Source organism: Tunturibacter empetritectus (genome assembly GCF_040358985.1).
Taxonomy (GTDB): Bacteria; Acidobacteriota; Terriglobia; order Terriglobales; family Acidobacteriaceae; genus Edaphobacter; species Edaphobacter empetritectus.
In genome coordinates this window covers 2,486,403-2,500,893 of the sequence record NZ_CP132932.1, presented here as the reverse complement: position 1 = coordinate 2,500,893, position 14,491 = coordinate 2,486,403, and the positions used below count along the sequence as shown (strand labels likewise).

Genomic DNA, 14,491 nt, shown 5'->3' with positions numbered 1-14,491 from the left:
AGCGCTCGAGCTTGGTCTAATGCGATACCCTTTATTCCGGTTAGGAGCCCGGCATATCTCCGAGGGCACAGATCACCTGCTGTTTGTGCTCACGCTGTTGCTGCCAGCTCCGCTGATTGTGCGGAGTGGACAATGGAAAGAGCATGCCTCGCTCCGCCGAAGCGTCGACCCTCATGCGATGCAAGCCGAAGCCATAATCTAAGTAAATAGTTGATTTAATTGAGTAATACGCGATTCCAAGTCTTCCAGGAGCCTTTGGTAACTCTGTATTACCCTCTTCGTACTCCTCCAGAGCATAAAAAACAGCGCTCGACCACAACTCACCACAATTCAAGATTGGTGCATTAGCTACCGGATGCTATTCACCACAGTACCTCTTGCTGAGAAACTCCTGCATTGTGGCTCTTCCGTGTCATAGTCTGAAGCAGTATCCCGCTGAAACAATGCATTGATTGGGCTGATTCGATTGTTTACCGGCCTAGGGAAAGAGTGTGTGCAGACATTGATCCGCCAAAATCGTGATCTTCGCGTCGACTTTTTCCGTGGCTTTGCCCTCTGGTGCATGCTCATTGATCACTTTATTAATGGCTGGCTGCGAGCGATTACGCTAAAAGAGTATGGATTCTGCGACGCTGCCGAGTTGTTCGTTCTGCTGTCTGGCATCTCGGCCGGCATTGTCTATCACCGGACGGTGGTGCGCGATGGTCTACGACCGGCGTGGCTCAAAATCGCGCGCCGCATAGTCGCCATCTATCGGACGCATCTGATCATGTTCATGTTGTTTGCCGCCGAAGTCAGCATCCTGGTCGCCTGGCTAAATCCACCTTCCTTCTTGGAGTTTCTCGCGCTGGATGGCTTCAGAGCCCACCCCTTTCGCAGCATCATGAACGTCGCCCTGTTGGGTACCGAGCCGAAATTTTTCGATATTCTTCCGCTCTACATCGTTTTGCTGGTAATACTCGCGCTAACGCTTCCGTTGATCCGTTGGCCACGTTCGTTATTGGTTGGTTCGATCTTGTTGTACGTGGCGGCCCGTGTGTTCCACCTGAATTTAGGCTCATGGACAGAAAACTGGTTTTTCAATCCGTTAGCCTGGCAGGTCATATTCATGCTCGGAGTGACCTCGCCGTACATTCTGAAAGCCAAAAATTATTGGCGCGGCTGGGATTGGCTGGCGGCCTTGTTTTCACTTTTCAGCTTGTTTGAGTCGCATACGCGGCACCTTGATAACCACCTCCCGGCGGCCCTGCTGATTCACTTCGACGTGGATAAGCCGACGGTGCATCCGTTCAGGCTGCTGGCTATTGTTTCGCTCGGATGGCTAGCGTGGCGCTACATCCCCGCAGCAGCCGATTGGCTTCGATCCCGTTGGGCAGAGCCATTTGTTCTTCTCGGCCAGCACTCGCTTGGAGTGTTCTCCTCGAGCGTCCTATTTGCAGTTTTGGGCGAAGCGATACTGTTTACGCATCCAGGATGGATCTCACAAATCTTGGTTCAGGGTCTGGGTACCCTGGCGTTGGTTGCGGTGGCTGCACTGTCTGCCTGGAACAGCAACAAGAGCCGCATTGACGGCCGCGCCACGAACATCTCAATAAACTCAAACGATCTCTCGCCGATGCAGGGATCACAGCGGAGGGCGCGGATGGCCTACACGGTGGATTCCTTACAATAAGAGACCCTTCAGCGGTGTTGCTGGCAGAAACACTGGAACGCACCGGCATTACGGCAGATGCACGCGGTGATCGGCTTAGGCTCTCACCCGACTACCTCGCACGAGATAGCGCACTACGCGAAGTAGCAACCACCTGGCATCTATCAGCTCAGCAGTCTAGGCAAACAATTTCAGAGCTCGAGCTTAGTCTGATTCGACGCTCTTCTCTCTCCAAAAACTAAATATCCAGGTTCTTCACGTCCAGGGCATTTTCTTCGATGAACTTCCGTCGGCTCTCTACATCCTCTCCCATCAGAGTCGTAAAGATTTCTTCACAGGCCGCGATGTCTTCAAGCTTCACCTGCAACAGCGTGCGACGCTCTGGATCCATCGTCGTCTCCCACAGTTGCGGCGCAGTCATCTCACCCAGTCCCTTGTACCGCTGAACCTGATACTCCTTCTTGCCTTGTTCGATGACATACTCGAAGACATCGCGTGCAGTCTTCTTCTCCACCGGATCTTGAGACGCCTTGCTCGCTCTCTTGCTCGGCTTTATCTCTGCCACCGTTCCTGGAGCAGAGGCGGTCTCCGCGACGCCTTCTTCAGAAGCAATCTCCTCAGCTTCTTCTGCGGCCGCCTCAGCCTTGGTCTTCGCGGCATACTCGATAAAAAACGGCGCAACCAGTTGCTCTTTAATCTGTGCATGTTTCGCCAGCATCTGCCGGCTCTCCGGAGCTGAAGCCAGTGCCCAGTCAATCGTTCTTACTGCACCTTGCGCATCGGTATAGCTTACCGAGTAGCTTCTATGCTCCTCGTCCATCACGACATCGCCAACATTCTTGAACTGATAGGTCTTCTGCATCCCTGTCAGCCGCTCGCGCATGGCCTCTACCTTGGCGGGTGTTTCGAAGTCCACGCGTCGCACAGAATCTTTGCCCTCATGAGCAAACAACTCGGCGAACGCCTGCGTCACATCGTCATTCCTCAACCGCTTCTGCACCTTATCGAAGAAGCTGAGGTAGTCGTTCAACTGTCCCATGTACTTGGTTAGCGCAGCGCCTTCAAGCTTGCCGCCGTCCTTACCGTAGCGAATGACCATGCCATCGGAGGCGCGCTTCACCATAACGCTCACATACTCGCGATCGTCTTTGATGTACTGTTCGAACTTGCCCTTCTTGATGCGGTACAACGGCGGCTGAGCAATATAAACATGTCCACGCTTGATCAGCTCCGTCATATGGCGAAAGAAGAACGTCAACAACAGCGTGCGGATGTGCGATCCGTCGACGTCGGCATCGGTCATCAAAATCAACTTGCCATATCGCAGCTTGCTTGCGTCGAAGTCGTCTTTGCCAATGCCGCAACCTAGCGCCGTAATCATGGCGCGAATCTCTTCGTGACCCAGCATCTTGTCATATCGGGCCTTCTCGACGTTGAGAATCTTACCCTTCAACGGCAAGATCGCCTGGAACTTCCGGTCACGACCCTGCTTGGCCGTTCCACCGGCGCTCTCTCCTTCGACGAGATAAAGCTCACACCGATCCGGTTGACGCTCCGAGCAGTCTGCCAGCTTGCCTGGCAGCCCACCGCCATCAAGCGCACCCTTGCGTCGTGTCAGGTCGCGAGCTTTACGAGCAGCCTCACGCGCCCGTGCCGCATCAATCGCCTTGTTGATGATCTTCTTCGCAACCTGCGGGTTTTGCTCCAGAAACGCACCCAGCCGTTCATTCACAAACGCCTGCACCGTCCCGGCGATATCCGAGTTCAGCTTGCCTTTGGTCTGCCCTTCAAACTGCGGCTGCGACAGCTTCACGCTGATCACAACCACCAGGCCCTCGCGCACATCATCGCCGCTCAGGTTCTCCTTCACGTCCTTGAACAGGCCCAGCGACTGCCCCGCCGCGTTGATCGTCCGAGTCAACGCAGTCTTGAATCCCGAAAGATGCGTGCCACCGTCCACCGTGTTGATGTTATTGGCGAAGGTAAACACGGTCTCGGAGTAAGCGTCGTTATACTGCAGCGCAATCTCCATGGCCACGTTATCACGTTCGGCCTCCATGTAGATCGGCTTGTCATGCAGCACCGCCTTGCCCTTGTTCAGGTGTTTGATGAACTCGGCAATCCCGCCAATGTACTTGAACTCCTGGTGTTTGTACTCCCCGGTCTTCGAGTCCGTCGTGCGCTGATCCGTCAGGTGGATCTCCAGCCCCTTATTCAAAAAGGCGAGCTCCCGCAAACGTTGCGCCAGCGTGTCATAGTTGAACTCCGTCACCGTAAAGATCGACTTGTCCGGCAGAAAATGGACCTTCGTGCCCTTGCGCGTCGAAGCCCCCATCTTGCGCAGCTTACTGATCGGCGCGCCCTTGGAGTAGTCCTGCTCCCATGCGTGATTATCACGCCAGATCTCGACATCGAACTCCTCGCTCAGCGCATTCACGCAGCTCACGCCGACACCGTGCAGACCACCCGAGACTTTATAGTTCGACGCATCGAACTTGCCACCCGCGTGCAGCATAGTGAGAACAACCTGCACCGCCGGCATCTTCTCTCCATTGATGACCTTGTCATCAACCGGAATCCCGCGCCCGTCGTCGACCACCGTAATCGAATTATCGACATGGATCGTCACATCGATTTTCGTCGCATGGCCACCCAGCGCCTCGTCGACCGAATTATCGACCACCTCATACACCAGATGATGCAGCCCCTGCTCACCGGTCGAGCCAATATACATCGCCGGCCTTAGCCGGACCGCAGCCAGCCCTTCCAAAACGGTGATGTTTTCAGCCGAATAGCCGCCACCCTCTTTTCCTTTTGCGGGAGCGTCCTTCATTTTGCCAGCTTCAAGCTCTAAAAGAGCACCTTCGGTGGGGATTGCAGTCGATGCCATGTATCTCCGTTCAGCGGTTGCTGAAGTTGCAGGATTTTCAGCCCGTTCCGTGTCCGCGCAATCCGCGAAAACCCGCGCCGTTACAGCGCTTTACACACGTTCTAGCCTGACTCTCAGTGTCTTAAGTATAGCACGCGGAAGGGGTCTTGCAGGCCTCGCGCACCTCGGCTGAGCCCTCCCGCATAGCAATCCCTGGCCCATTGGTAACCGCCTCTCCTGCGCCCAAAGTTGTACTCCCCTAACCCACATGGCTTGTTATGCTTCGGCTCGTAACTCCCCGAGGTGAACCAATGAAATTGAACCGTTTGATCGTAGTATCGATCGTTGGACTCTCACTGCTTACAACCTCCAGCTCAGCCTTCGCCTGTGACCACGATCACGATAGCGGCAGCTCGTGGTCCTGGTTCGGCTGGTGCCATCATGATCATGACCAAAACCACGACCACGACCATGACCACGACGGCGGCAGTAAAGGCGGCAACGGCGGTAACTGCCCCGGCCACGGTGGTAGCAGCTCTGGCGGTGGTGGCAGCAGCACCGGCGGCGGCTCCAGCTCTGGTGGTGGCTCCTCTGTTGGTCCAAAGGGATAACGGAACACGTAATCCCTACCACCTGACAAACGCTCGCAAGAGCCCAAAAATGACCCTCTTCGGAGGGTCATTTTTATTGTTCAGGAGACCAGCTTCAACCAAAGCCTTCTTTCCAGTCAAAAATGAAGAAGGCATAATGATTGAAGATGATCTTTGTTCCTGCTACTTATGCTGACATCGACGAGCTAGTCACCTTTGTTAACAACGCCTATAAAGGCAAAAGCGCTGAAGCTGGATGGGCAAGCGAAGCTAAGTTAATAGGCGGCCAAAGAATCGATTCGACTATCCTCGCCGAGACAGTCGCAAACGGTAAAGCCACGGTTCTATTGATGCGCGATGACCACAAGGCCCCTCTCGCGGGGTGTGTCTCACTTGAGACCACTGACGAACCGGCCGTATGGTATCTCTCGATGCTCGCGATCGACCCTCAACGCCAGGCCGATGGACTGGGCCGAACGCTCTTGTCTTATGCCGAGGATTATGTAAAAGCCCGTAGAGCGCAAAAAGTCAGAATTACAGTGATCTGGCTTCGCCACAGTCTCAGCGAGTGGTATGAGCGTCGCGGATATCGCCGCACCGGCAAAACGGAACCATTCCCGTATGACGATCAACGGTTTGGTGTGCCAGCGCGGAACGACCTTTATTTTGAAGTATTTGAGAAGGTCCTCGACTAGATCTTCCGTTCACTCAAATCTCTTATTCTCTCGGTTTGCGCATTGGTCCCCAACTCTCTTCATAAAAGGCCTGCAAAGAGTTGAGCCCGCAATCGCAACCCTCGTATATACTTAGTAAGTTGTCCAGAACACAGTTTTCGTCAGGAACACCATGCCAAAGTTGAAGACACACAGCGGCGCAGCCAAGCGCTTTCATAAGACCGGCACCGGCAAGTTCAAGCGTGGCCAGTCCAAGATGCGCCACATTCTCACATCGAAGGCCACCAAGACCAAGCGCAAGCTAGGCGGGTCAGTGCTTATCTCCGATGCGGATCATCACAAGGTTGCCCGGATGCTTCCTTACGCCTGATAGAAAGACCAAGCAGGTCTTTCCTCCTCAGGAATAAGGGAAGTATAAGTTTTTCAAGTCGAGCCGCTCAAAAAGCAAAGGGCCAGCAAAGCGTTCCGGCCCCTGGAACCGCGTTAGCGATTCCACGAGACTTGAAGTTGCATAGCGAGTGAAGAGGCCACCATCGTCGTTCTCACGAAGCTCGATCAGAACACCCACCAGTTCTGATTGAGATAAGAATGCGACCCTTACCTCCAGCCGCTTAAACGAAGTACGCAAAAGGAGAAGCAAGATGCCCCGTGTAAAACGGAGTACAAAACGCAACGATCGCCGCAAAAAGATCCTCAAGCGCGCGAGTGGTTACTTCCTCACCAAGTCCAAGCTCTACCAGGCCGCTCAGGAAGCCGTCGAGCGCGGACTCAAGTTCGCCTACACCGGACGTAAACAGAAGAAGCGCCAGTTCCGCGCTCTCTGGATCGTCCGTATCAATGCTGCCTGCCGCATCAACGGCATGAGCTACTCGACCTTCATCAACGGCCTCAAGCTCGCCGGCAATCAGCTCGACCGCAAGGTTCTCGCTGACATCGCCGCCAACGACGCAGCTGGTTTTGCCGCTCTTACCCAGCAGGCAAAGTCAGCCCTGAAGATTGCAGCAGATAAGCACGCCGCAAATCGCACCTCTGCTGCCGCCTAACAGCGCAGTAGTTTCAGAAGAGGCACGGCACACGCTGTGCCTCTTCCTTTTTAATCACGCCATCGCTATGAACCAGTATCCTGTCCTTATGCCAGATTCAACCGCAACAGAGGAAGCGACCTCCCCAATGCAATCTCCCTTCGAATCCTGGGGCCGCTACCCTACCTACGGCGCAAAACTTCTTCCGCTCCACTGGCAGAGCGACTTTCCCGCACTCACTGCCAACCTCCACAACGGCGCACTCCCCGTCGGCATGGGCCGCAGCTACGGCGACGTCTGCCTCCTCAAGGACGGCAACCTCCTCGTCACCACCGCAATGAATCGCCTCATCGACTTCAACCCCGAGACTGGCCTCCTCACCGCCGAAGCCGGCGTCTCCCTCGCGCAGATCCTCGACTTCGCCGTTCCCCGAGGCTTCTTTCTTCCCGTTTCCCCTGGCACAAAATATGTAACTCTCGGTGGAGCAATCGCCAATGACATCCACGGCAAAAATCACCACAGCGCCGGGACCTTCGGCCGCCACATTACCCAGTTCGAACTCGTCCGCTCCGACGGCTCCCACATGCTCTGCTCGCCCACTGAGAATCCCGACTTCTACGCCGCAACCATCGGCGGCCTCGGCCTCACAGGCGTAATCACCTGGGCCACCCTCCGCCTCAAGCCCATCGTCTCCCGCAAGATTGACTACGAAGGCATTCAGTTCCATGGCATAGACGAGTTTCTCGACCTCACCAACCAGGCACACGACATCGAGTACACCGTTAGTTGGGTCGACGTAACCTCCAAAGGCGGCAACTTCGCACGGGGCGTCTTTATGCAGGGCGATCACTCGGCCAAAAAAGACGATCTCAAACCCTCGCCCAAACCAAAGCTGATCTTTCCCTTTGAAGCTCCCGGCTTCGCCCTCAACTCACTCTCCGTCAGCCTCTTCAACACCGCGTTCTTCCACAAGCAGATCCACAAGCGAGCCGTTGCCCTGCAGGACTACGAGCCCTTCTTCTACCCGCTCGATAAGGTTCTCCGCTGGAACCGTATGTACGGCAAACGCGGCCTCCTTCAGTTTCAGTACGTCATCCCCTGGGAGCACGCCAAAGAGGGCACCGTCGCCATCCTCCGTGAAGTCGCAAACTCCGGCCTCGCCAGCTTCCTCGCCGTCCTCAAAGCCTTCGGAGACGTTCCATCCCCGGGTATGATGAGCTTTCCAAAACCCGGCATTACCCTGGCCCTCGACTTTCCCATCAAGCCTGACAAGAGCTTCCCACTCTTCCAGCGACTCGCCGACATGACCCTCGAGTTCGGCGGCCGCCTCTATCCAGCCAAAGACGCCGCCATGACCGCCCATCAATTCCAGTCCTTCTACCCACAATGGGAGCAGTTCGCACGATTCCGCGATCCCATGCTTACCTCCAGCTTCTGGGAGCGCGTCACCCCAAATTCATAAGACCGGACAAAGCAAGCCTATGAGCACCACCCCGCAATCAACCTCAACCCCTCGCAAGATCCTTGTCCTCGGCGCAACCTCCGGCATCGCCGAAGCAACCTGCCGCATCTGGGCCTCACAAGGTGCAAGCCTGTTCCTCGTCGCGCGCAACGCCGAAAAGCTGGCAGCAGTAGCCGCCGATCTCAAGACCCGCGGCGCCAGCTACGTGGACACTGCCGTCGCCGACCTCGACGACACCGACCAGCACCCTGCGCTCCTGGCCCACGCGGTAAACTCCCTCACCGGCATGGACATCGCCTACCTCGCCCACGGCGTCCTCGGCGACCAGCTCGAAGCCGAGCGCGACTTCAACACCGCCGCCCAGATCCTCCACACCAACTTCATGGCCCCGATCTCACTCCTCACCTGGCTCGCGAACTTCTGCGTCCAGCGCCATGCAGGCACCCTCGCCGTGCTCTCCTCGGTAGCAGGCGAGCGAGGCCGCAAGTCCAACTACGTCTATGGCTCCTCAAAGGCCGGCCTCTCCGCATTCCTCGACGGCCTTAGAAACCGTATCGACCGCGAAGGCGTCACCGTGCTCACCATCAAACCCGGCCCCACAAAAACCGCAATGACCGCCGGCATGCCCAGGAGCGAGAAGTTCGCCGACGTCGACTCAGTCGCCGAATCCATCGTCAGCGCCATCGACAAGCGCAGGGACATACTCTACGTCCCATTCCAGTGGCAGCCCATCATGTTCATCATCCGCAACATCCCCGAGCGCATCTTCAAGAAACTCAACCTCTGAAAGATAGGTCCTGCCGGACGGGCCTCCTACGCGGAGGGCGGGCGTTCGCACGCCTTTTTAGAGCTTCGCGTGGTCCTCCCGTTGGTCGGAATAATCTTCCTCGCGACCAACGGGAGCGCCAACCGAAGGTATACAAGTCACGAAGTGACCGCGCGCCGCGCAGGCGGCCCGCCCGGCAGGACACACGCCTCTCCCAAAAACCTGTCAAGCCCCAGATTCACCAAACCCCGCACCAATCCAGCGAATTCGCGTGGCGTATTAGTTACACCCAAATCGCTATAATGGAGACAGGAAGAAAGAAGATCCCCAGCAAATACCAGGGTTCCCTGTTTTAATCTCATAACCCCTTTGTTTGGAAGAATCTGCAGGCAACTCGTTTATTATCAATATTTTGGCGGCCAATACTTCGCGCAAGCCCATGATTAACAAAAGGCTTACACGCAGGTAATAGGGGGGGTATCCCTCTAGGAGTTCTCCTGCTGCTGCTGCGCCATCTGCTGCTGACGAGTCGGCGGCGGTGGCTGCTCTGGGAGCTGTGTCGCCTTCTCCACCAGAATCGACCAATCCTCGGGCACCGGCAGCTCCTGATCGAGCGAAAGGGTTCCCAGGCTCGGAGTCACCCGAACCGCCACGGTCAACTCACTCGCTGCGCGCCCGCGAAAGATGCCGTGAGTCGGCGGAACATCGGAGTAGTCCCTTCCGATTGCCGTACGAATATGCCGGTCCCCCGCCACCAGCCAGTTCGTAGGATCGAACCCCACCCATCCCAGGTGTGGAATCAAAACCTCAATCCAAGCATGTGTTGCCGAACTCACCGACCGGTCCATGTCACTCTCGCCATGAAACAGATATCCGCTCACATACCGGCAGGGGATCCGCAGCTTCGACCGCACCAGCGTGATCATGATGTGAGCAAAATCCTGACAAACACCAGCCTTAGTGCTCAAAGCCAGATCGATCGGTGAATCGACATGCGTCGACTTCGGTTTGTAGTCGAAGTACTCATAGATCTGCTGATTCAGGTGATGCAGCACCATCAGCGGATCGTCCCTGCGCCTCACGTCCAACTCGGCAGCAAGAGCGTCCAGCGCCGGCGTCGGTATAGCAAACTCGCTAGGCAGCAGCATCTCCCAGTAGTCACCGTTCTCCACCATCGCGTCCAGATCCGCCCAGGCATCAGGAGCTAGAAACGCCGGAACCTGCGCCGCTGGCTGTACCTCGACCAGCGACTCAGCAACGATCACCAACTGCCCGTGCATTCCTGGAATATCGAAGTGGTGGACATGGTTCGCCAGATGATCGCGATAGCTGAAGACTCGGCATCGCGGGCTTACCGAAAGATGAAACGTCAGGCAGCGCTGATTCTGGTCGCTCCGCGGGTGCATCCGCGTCTCCATCATGCTCTCGCTGACCTGGTTGCTGTACAGGAACTTCGTCAGATGGCGAATCGAATAATACATAGCCCGTCCCTTCCGGTCTTACGAAGATGCTGCATCTGCTAGAACGGCCAATGAAAGAGCCATCCCAACCGCCATCTGTCCCGCTGATACCAAACAATAGCAGGTAGAACTGTCGCGAAAGCCGTCGGCAACAACAATTGAAGCCACAGGTTGTTAGTGTGAAACAAGTCAGACAACACAACACGGGTTGCTCCCTGCGCAAAGGCGCTTAGCAGGAAGATCGCAAGGGATGCCCGTCCCACCCAGACCAGAGCCTCGCCGATCCAGTGGTTCTCAAGCAATCGGGAAAGGAGAAAAAGACCAGCAGTCCCAGTCAGGCCAAGCACAATATACGTCCCGCGATTCACGAAACCATAAAGATAGATAGCCGCGAATTGGAAGGCGGCAAGCAGCATAAAACCAACCGCCGCCATCCACTTTGGAGTATGTTCCAGCCGAAAGATGTGGTGTCCGACCCACATTCCCACGGCCACAAAACAGAACTCCTGCAACACGTGGTCCGTGGTGAACGTTCCGTAGATCGGCGCCACCCCGGCAAGCACTGAGAGCAAAAAGCGCAGCCAATTCGGAAATCGCACGGTCAAGAGCGCCAGAAGCAAACACCAAAATAAGGTGAATAGAAACCAACTCACACTCCCGTCGGCGACATTCCTCAGAAATGTATTCCAGTGAAATGGCGAATAGGACATCTGGAATCGTCGGATCAAAGGGCCGAGCGCAGCTGAGATGGCCGCGAATAACAAATAGGGATACAGTACGGTCTTCATTTTCTCGAGCGTGAACTTGGCCGGTCCCCGTCGCTGAATGCTACCGAACACGAACAGTCCGGAGGCAAAGAAAAAGGCAGGCATGTGAAAGCTGTAGATGAAAGCTTTAGAAAAATCAGCCCACGGACCGGACCACCAGCCCCGATGCACAACACCTTGTGCCGTATGGCCATAGACGACCAGAATGATAGCAAGACCCTTAACAAGGTCCACAAGGTTCGACCGTCTCCCGCTGGTAATCGGTCTCCGTGTCTCTTCTGCCAGTGCCTGTTCGATCATCTACCCTGCCAGGGCCGCCTGAATGGAATAGTCCACGTATAGCTCGTAGATCGTCTCATGAATAGCTCGGCACTGTGCCTGAATCCCACCCAGGTACCCCAGCACATCCTGGCTCAGGATCTCGTCGACGCTACTGTAGTTTAAGGAGGATTGCAGACGACCGCTCAGTCGACGCAAGGTCTCGGCACGGACCTTACCGCTGTCTCCCTGGATCTTCTCCAGCGCGCACTGCAAGCTGTCGATCGAAAATCGAACCGAATGTGGAAACTCCTCGTCGAGCAGAAGAAACTCGAAGATCTGATCCGGTGTCAGATCCGCGGTATACACCTTGCAGTACGCCTCGAACGCGGTCGCCGAACGCAACAGTCCCATCCAGTCCAGGTATTCATTCCCATCAACGATCCTCTCTGGGTGCCCCCACAGGTCGACATGGTAAGCCTGAAGCAACAGCGCGGTCGCACACGCCCGTTCGATATACCGTCCCACCTGAATGAACTGCCAGCCTTCGCCGTGGTTCATAGTAGAATCTGTGACACCCTGAAACTGATGTACCGCCTCCATCACCGATTGCAGAAACTCGCTGGGGTGCGTCATACCTTGCACCAGCGCCTCCGACTGCCTCTGACTCTGAATCTCCGGCCGCGTTACCTGTAGATAGAGGCTGTTCAGGCGGTGCCATTGCTCGGTAGAAATCTGCTCCCTCACGTGGCGCGAGTTTTCCCGCGCAGCGATGATGCAGGACAGGATCGAAGCCTTGTTTTCCGTATCGAAAGTCAGCGTCTGCGTGAGCGCATACGGCTCACCGGTCCACTCAACATTCTTCGGCTTACCCAGAGCTTGCAGCACCCGTTGCCATCGACGCTCTGCACTGATCGGGCTTTCATCGAGCATCAGATTCAGATTCACATCCAGTAGTCGCGTCGTATGCTCGGCGCGCTCGAGATACCGGCTCATCCAGTACAAACTATCCGCGACGCGTGACAGCATTGGTCACTCCTTTCACTGGCTCAGCACCCAGGTATCTTTGCTCCCGCCACCCTGCGACGAGTTCACCACTAAGGACCCTTGATTCAGCGCTACCCTTGTCAACCCACCCGGCACAATCGTTACCTTATCTCCATACAAAACATAAGGTCGTAGATCCACATGCCGCGGTTGCAGTTCGTCCCCGATTAAACAGGGCGCTCGCGAAAATGAGATCGTCGGTTGCGCAATGTAGTTCCTCGGATCAGCCTCTATCTTCTGCGCAAACTCCTCTTGTTGTGCTTTGGTCGATTGCGGTCCGATCAGCATCCCATACCCGCCGCTCTCGCCCACCGCCTTCACCACCAGCTTGTCGAGATTCTGCAGCACATGTTGCCGTTCCTTAGGCCTGGTCAACAGATACGTTTCAACATTCTTCAGCACCGGCTCTTCGCTCAGGTAATACTTGATGATCTCCGGCACGTACGCATACAGCGCCTTATCATCGGCCACACCGGTACCAAACGCATTGGCCAGTGTCACGTTACCAGCGCGATAAGCATTGAACAGACCAGCCACTCCAAGAATCGAATCTCCGCGAAACGCCAGCGGATCGATGAAGTCATCATCCACCCGCCGGTAGATCACATCCACCCGCCGCAGTCCGATCGTAGTCCGCATGTACACAACGTTGTCATGCGTTACCAGATCGCGTCCTTCAACCAGTTCGATCCCCATCTGCCGCGCAAGATACGCATGCTCAAAGTAAGCAGAGTTGAACACTCCCGGCGACAGCAGCACGATATTCGGCTCTGGTCGTCCCTCCGGCGCCAGGGACCGCAACGTTCCTAGTAGCAACTGCGTGTACTGCTCAATCGGCCGCACATTGTAGCTTCGAAACAGCTGCGGAAAGATCCGCTTCATCACCCTGCGATTGGTCAGCATGTAGCTGACTCCGCTAGGCACGCGCAGATTATCCTCCAGCACTACAAACTCGCCGTTCTCCAACCGAATCAGGTCGGTCCCGCATACAGCAATGTAGACATTTCGCGGAACCTGCAACCCCATCATCTGACGCCGGTAGTGTTTGCAGCTATAGACCACCTCACGCGGTACTATTCCATCATCGAGAATCCGTCCCTCGTTATAGATGTCCTTCAGAAAAAGATTTAGTGCCGTAATTCGCTGCGTCAGCCCGTGCTCTACTGTCGCCCACTCGGCCGCAGTGATAATCCTAGGAATCAGGTCATACGGAAAGATCTTCTCTGTCCCCTCTTCGCGGCCGTAAACCGTAAACGTAATGCCCTGATTCAGGAAACTGAGGTCGGCCGCCTGTTTTCTGCGTTGTAGCTCTTCCGAAGGCAGCGCCGAAAAATGCTCCAACAGTGGTTCGCAGTGTCGATGCAAATCGCCGAGCCCGGTGAACATCTCGTCATAGGCATGGTCCAGCAAATAGTTTTTAAGGGACGCATGCTCGAACTGGGATGACTGGGTGGGATGCATTAGGAGCTTTGAGTATAGCGGACATCCCCGAGCATCCAAACCCAATCTCACGCTCACAGGTACCCAACAAACAGCTGCAGCGGCGGATGCGTCGATGCTCTCGACATCCGGCAGCGCGAGCACCGGGACACCACCTGCTAGGAGATTTATGCAGCTTTGCCGAGGCTGCGACCGCCTTATCTTTGAAGAAGTAGAGACCCAGACGTAGTGCCGATACCAGTTCACGATAGGTCTTCGCATCTTATCGGCCGCGGCCAGCACGAGATAGTGCAGCAGGGGATGGGGTGCGCGGTGCAGTCGTAGCTTAGCGACTTAAGAGCTTCGCATACCGCGCGATTGCCCATGCTGTGGGCAATAAGGTGAATCTTCTGTGAACCGTTGCGAGCCTAAGGAGGCAGGAAGCGTTCCAGATGATTGGCCGTCCGGCTAACGTTTGCGACATCGCTGGCATAGTCCTCAAAGGT

At 55.8% G+C, this 14,491-nt stretch carries 14 protein-coding genes; 8 read left to right on the top strand and 6 right to left on the bottom strand.

Annotated elements, in window-relative coordinates:
* The first annotated feature begins 19 nt into the window (after window positions 1-19).
* Window positions 20-202 (top strand): HupE/UreJ family protein, encoded by a 183-nt coding sequence (locus tag RBB75_RS10245; protein WP_353068031.1) that lies wholly within the window; start codon window positions 20-22, stop codon window positions 200-202.
* A gap of 291 nt (window positions 203-493) precedes the next feature.
* The gene (locus RBB75_RS10240) at window positions 494-1,672 is read left to right on the top strand and encodes an OpgC family protein (RefSeq protein WP_179636497.1); all 1,179 of its coding nucleotides are present in this window, start codon (window positions 494-496) and stop codon (window positions 1,670-1,672) included.
* A 217-nt stretch (window positions 1,673-1,889) separates the two neighbouring features.
* Here RBB75_RS10240 and gyrB read toward each other — a convergent pair whose 3' ends face one another.
* Window positions 1,890-4,484, bottom strand: a complete 2,595-nt coding sequence (gyrB, locus tag RBB75_RS10235) for a DNA topoisomerase (ATP-hydrolyzing) subunit B (protein WP_257031003.1) — start codon at window positions 4,482-4,484, stop codon at window positions 1,890-1,892.
* 347 nt (window positions 4,485-4,831) lie between these two features.
* Here gyrB and RBB75_RS10230 point away from each other — a divergent pair, with 347 nt between their 5' ends.
* The 6 genes from RBB75_RS10230 (at window position 4,832) to RBB75_RS10205 (ending at window position 9,055) form a co-directional block, all read left to right on the top strand.
* A complete protein-coding gene (locus RBB75_RS10230; protein ID WP_353068030.1) occupies window positions 4,832-5,131 on the top strand; it encodes a hypothetical protein in 300 nt (99 codons plus the stop codon).
* Between the two features lie 146 nt (window positions 5,132-5,277).
* Window positions 5,278-5,805 carry a GNAT family N-acetyltransferase gene (locus RBB75_RS10225; protein ID WP_353070378.1) on the top strand — a complete coding sequence of 176 codons (528 nt, stop codon included), beginning with the start codon at window positions 5,278-5,280 and terminating at the stop codon, window positions 5,803-5,805.
* A gap of 151 nt (window positions 5,806-5,956) precedes the next feature.
* Window positions 5,957-6,154 carry a 50S ribosomal protein L35 gene (gene rpmI / locus RBB75_RS10220; RefSeq protein WP_179636493.1) on the top strand — a complete coding sequence of 66 codons (198 nt, stop codon included), beginning with the start codon at window positions 5,957-5,959 and terminating at the stop codon, window positions 6,152-6,154.
* A gap of 271 nt (window positions 6,155-6,425) precedes the next feature.
* Window positions 6,426-6,827 carry a 50S ribosomal protein L20 gene (gene rplT, locus RBB75_RS10215; RefSeq protein ID WP_179636492.1) on the top strand — a complete coding sequence of 134 codons (402 nt, stop codon included), beginning with the start codon at window positions 6,426-6,428 and terminating at the stop codon, window positions 6,825-6,827.
* 127 nt (window positions 6,828-6,954) lie between these two features.
* On the top strand, window positions 6,955-8,268 hold the full coding sequence (locus tag RBB75_RS10210) for an FAD-binding oxidoreductase (RefSeq protein WP_257030810.1): 1,314 nt from the start codon (window positions 6,955-6,957) through the stop codon (window positions 8,266-8,268).
* A gap of 19 nt (window positions 8,269-8,287) precedes the next feature.
* A complete protein-coding gene (locus RBB75_RS10205; RefSeq protein WP_179636490.1) occupies window positions 8,288-9,055 on the top strand; it encodes an SDR family oxidoreductase in 768 nt (255 codons plus the stop codon).
* A 464-nt stretch (window positions 9,056-9,519) separates the two neighbouring features.
* Here the strand turns inward: RBB75_RS10205 and RBB75_RS10200 are convergent, their stop codons facing one another.
* The 5 genes from RBB75_RS10200 to RBB75_RS10180 form a co-directional block, all read right to left on the bottom strand.
* Window positions 9,520-10,515 carry a transglutaminase family protein gene (locus RBB75_RS10200; RefSeq protein WP_179636489.1) on the bottom strand — a complete coding sequence of 332 codons (996 nt, stop codon included), beginning with the start codon at window positions 10,513-10,515 and terminating at the stop codon, window positions 9,520-9,522.
* A 38-nt stretch (window positions 10,516-10,553) separates the two neighbouring features.
* Window positions 10,554-11,561, bottom strand: a complete 1,008-nt coding sequence (locus tag RBB75_RS10195; protein ID WP_179636488.1) for an acyltransferase family protein — start codon at window positions 11,559-11,561, stop codon at window positions 10,554-10,556.
* Entirely contained in the window at window positions 11,562-12,548 is a 987-nt protein-coding gene (locus RBB75_RS10190) for an alpha-E domain-containing protein (protein ID WP_179636487.1), read from the bottom strand. It abuts the gene before it with no gap.
* Window positions 12,549-12,560: 12 nt separating this feature from the next.
* Complete coding sequence (locus tag RBB75_RS10185) at window positions 12,561-14,027, bottom strand: circularly permuted type 2 ATP-grasp protein (protein ID WP_353068029.1); 1,467 nt, start codon at window positions 14,025-14,027, stop codon at window positions 12,561-12,563.
* A 221-nt stretch (window positions 14,028-14,248) separates the two neighbouring features.
* Window positions 14,249-14,392 (bottom strand): alpha/beta hydrolase, encoded by a 144-nt coding sequence (locus RBB75_RS10180; protein ID WP_353070377.1) that lies wholly within the window; start codon window positions 14,390-14,392, stop codon window positions 14,249-14,251.
* Between the last annotated feature and the right edge of the window lie 99 nt (window positions 14,393-14,491).

Excerpts from the sequence above, each read along its gene's own strand:
- RBB75_RS10245 (WP_353068031.1), top strand. The coding sequence starts at position 20 with ATGCGATACCCTTTATTCCGGTTAGGAGCCCGGCATATCTCCGAGGGC.
- gyrB (WP_257031003.1), bottom strand. The coding sequence starts at position 4,484 with ATGAAGGACGCTCCCGCAAAAGGAAAAGAGGGTGGCGGCTATTCGGCT.
- RBB75_RS10230 (WP_353068030.1), top strand. The coding sequence starts at position 4,832 with ATGAAATTGAACCGTTTGATCGTAGTATCGATCGTTGGACTCTCACTG.
- RBB75_RS10225 (WP_353070378.1), top strand. The coding sequence starts at position 5,278 with ATGATCTTTGTTCCTGCTACTTATGCTGACATCGACGAGCTAGTCACC.
- rpmI (WP_179636493.1), top strand. The coding sequence starts at position 5,957 with ATGCCAAAGTTGAAGACACACAGCGGCGCAGCCAAGCGCTTTCATAAG.
- rplT (WP_179636492.1), top strand. The coding sequence starts at position 6,426 with ATGCCCCGTGTAAAACGGAGTACAAAACGCAACGATCGCCGCAAAAAG.
- RBB75_RS10210 (WP_257030810.1), top strand. The coding sequence starts at position 6,955 with ATGCAATCTCCCTTCGAATCCTGGGGCCGCTACCCTACCTACGGCGCA.
- RBB75_RS10205 (WP_179636490.1), top strand. The coding sequence starts at position 8,288 with ATGAGCACCACCCCGCAATCAACCTCAACCCCTCGCAAGATCCTTGTC.
- RBB75_RS10200 (WP_179636489.1), bottom strand. The coding sequence starts at position 10,515 with ATGTATTATTCGATTCGCCATCTGACGAAGTTCCTGTACAGCAACCAG.
- RBB75_RS10195 (WP_179636488.1), bottom strand. The coding sequence starts at position 11,561 with ATGATCGAACAGGCACTGGCAGAAGAGACACGGAGACCGATTACCAGC.
- RBB75_RS10190 (WP_179636487.1), bottom strand. The coding sequence starts at position 12,548 with ATGCTGTCACGCGTCGCGGATAGTTTGTACTGGATGAGCCGGTATCTC.
- RBB75_RS10185 (WP_353068029.1), bottom strand. The coding sequence starts at position 14,027 with ATGCATCCCACCCAGTCATCCCAGTTCGAGCATGCGTCCCTTAAAAAC.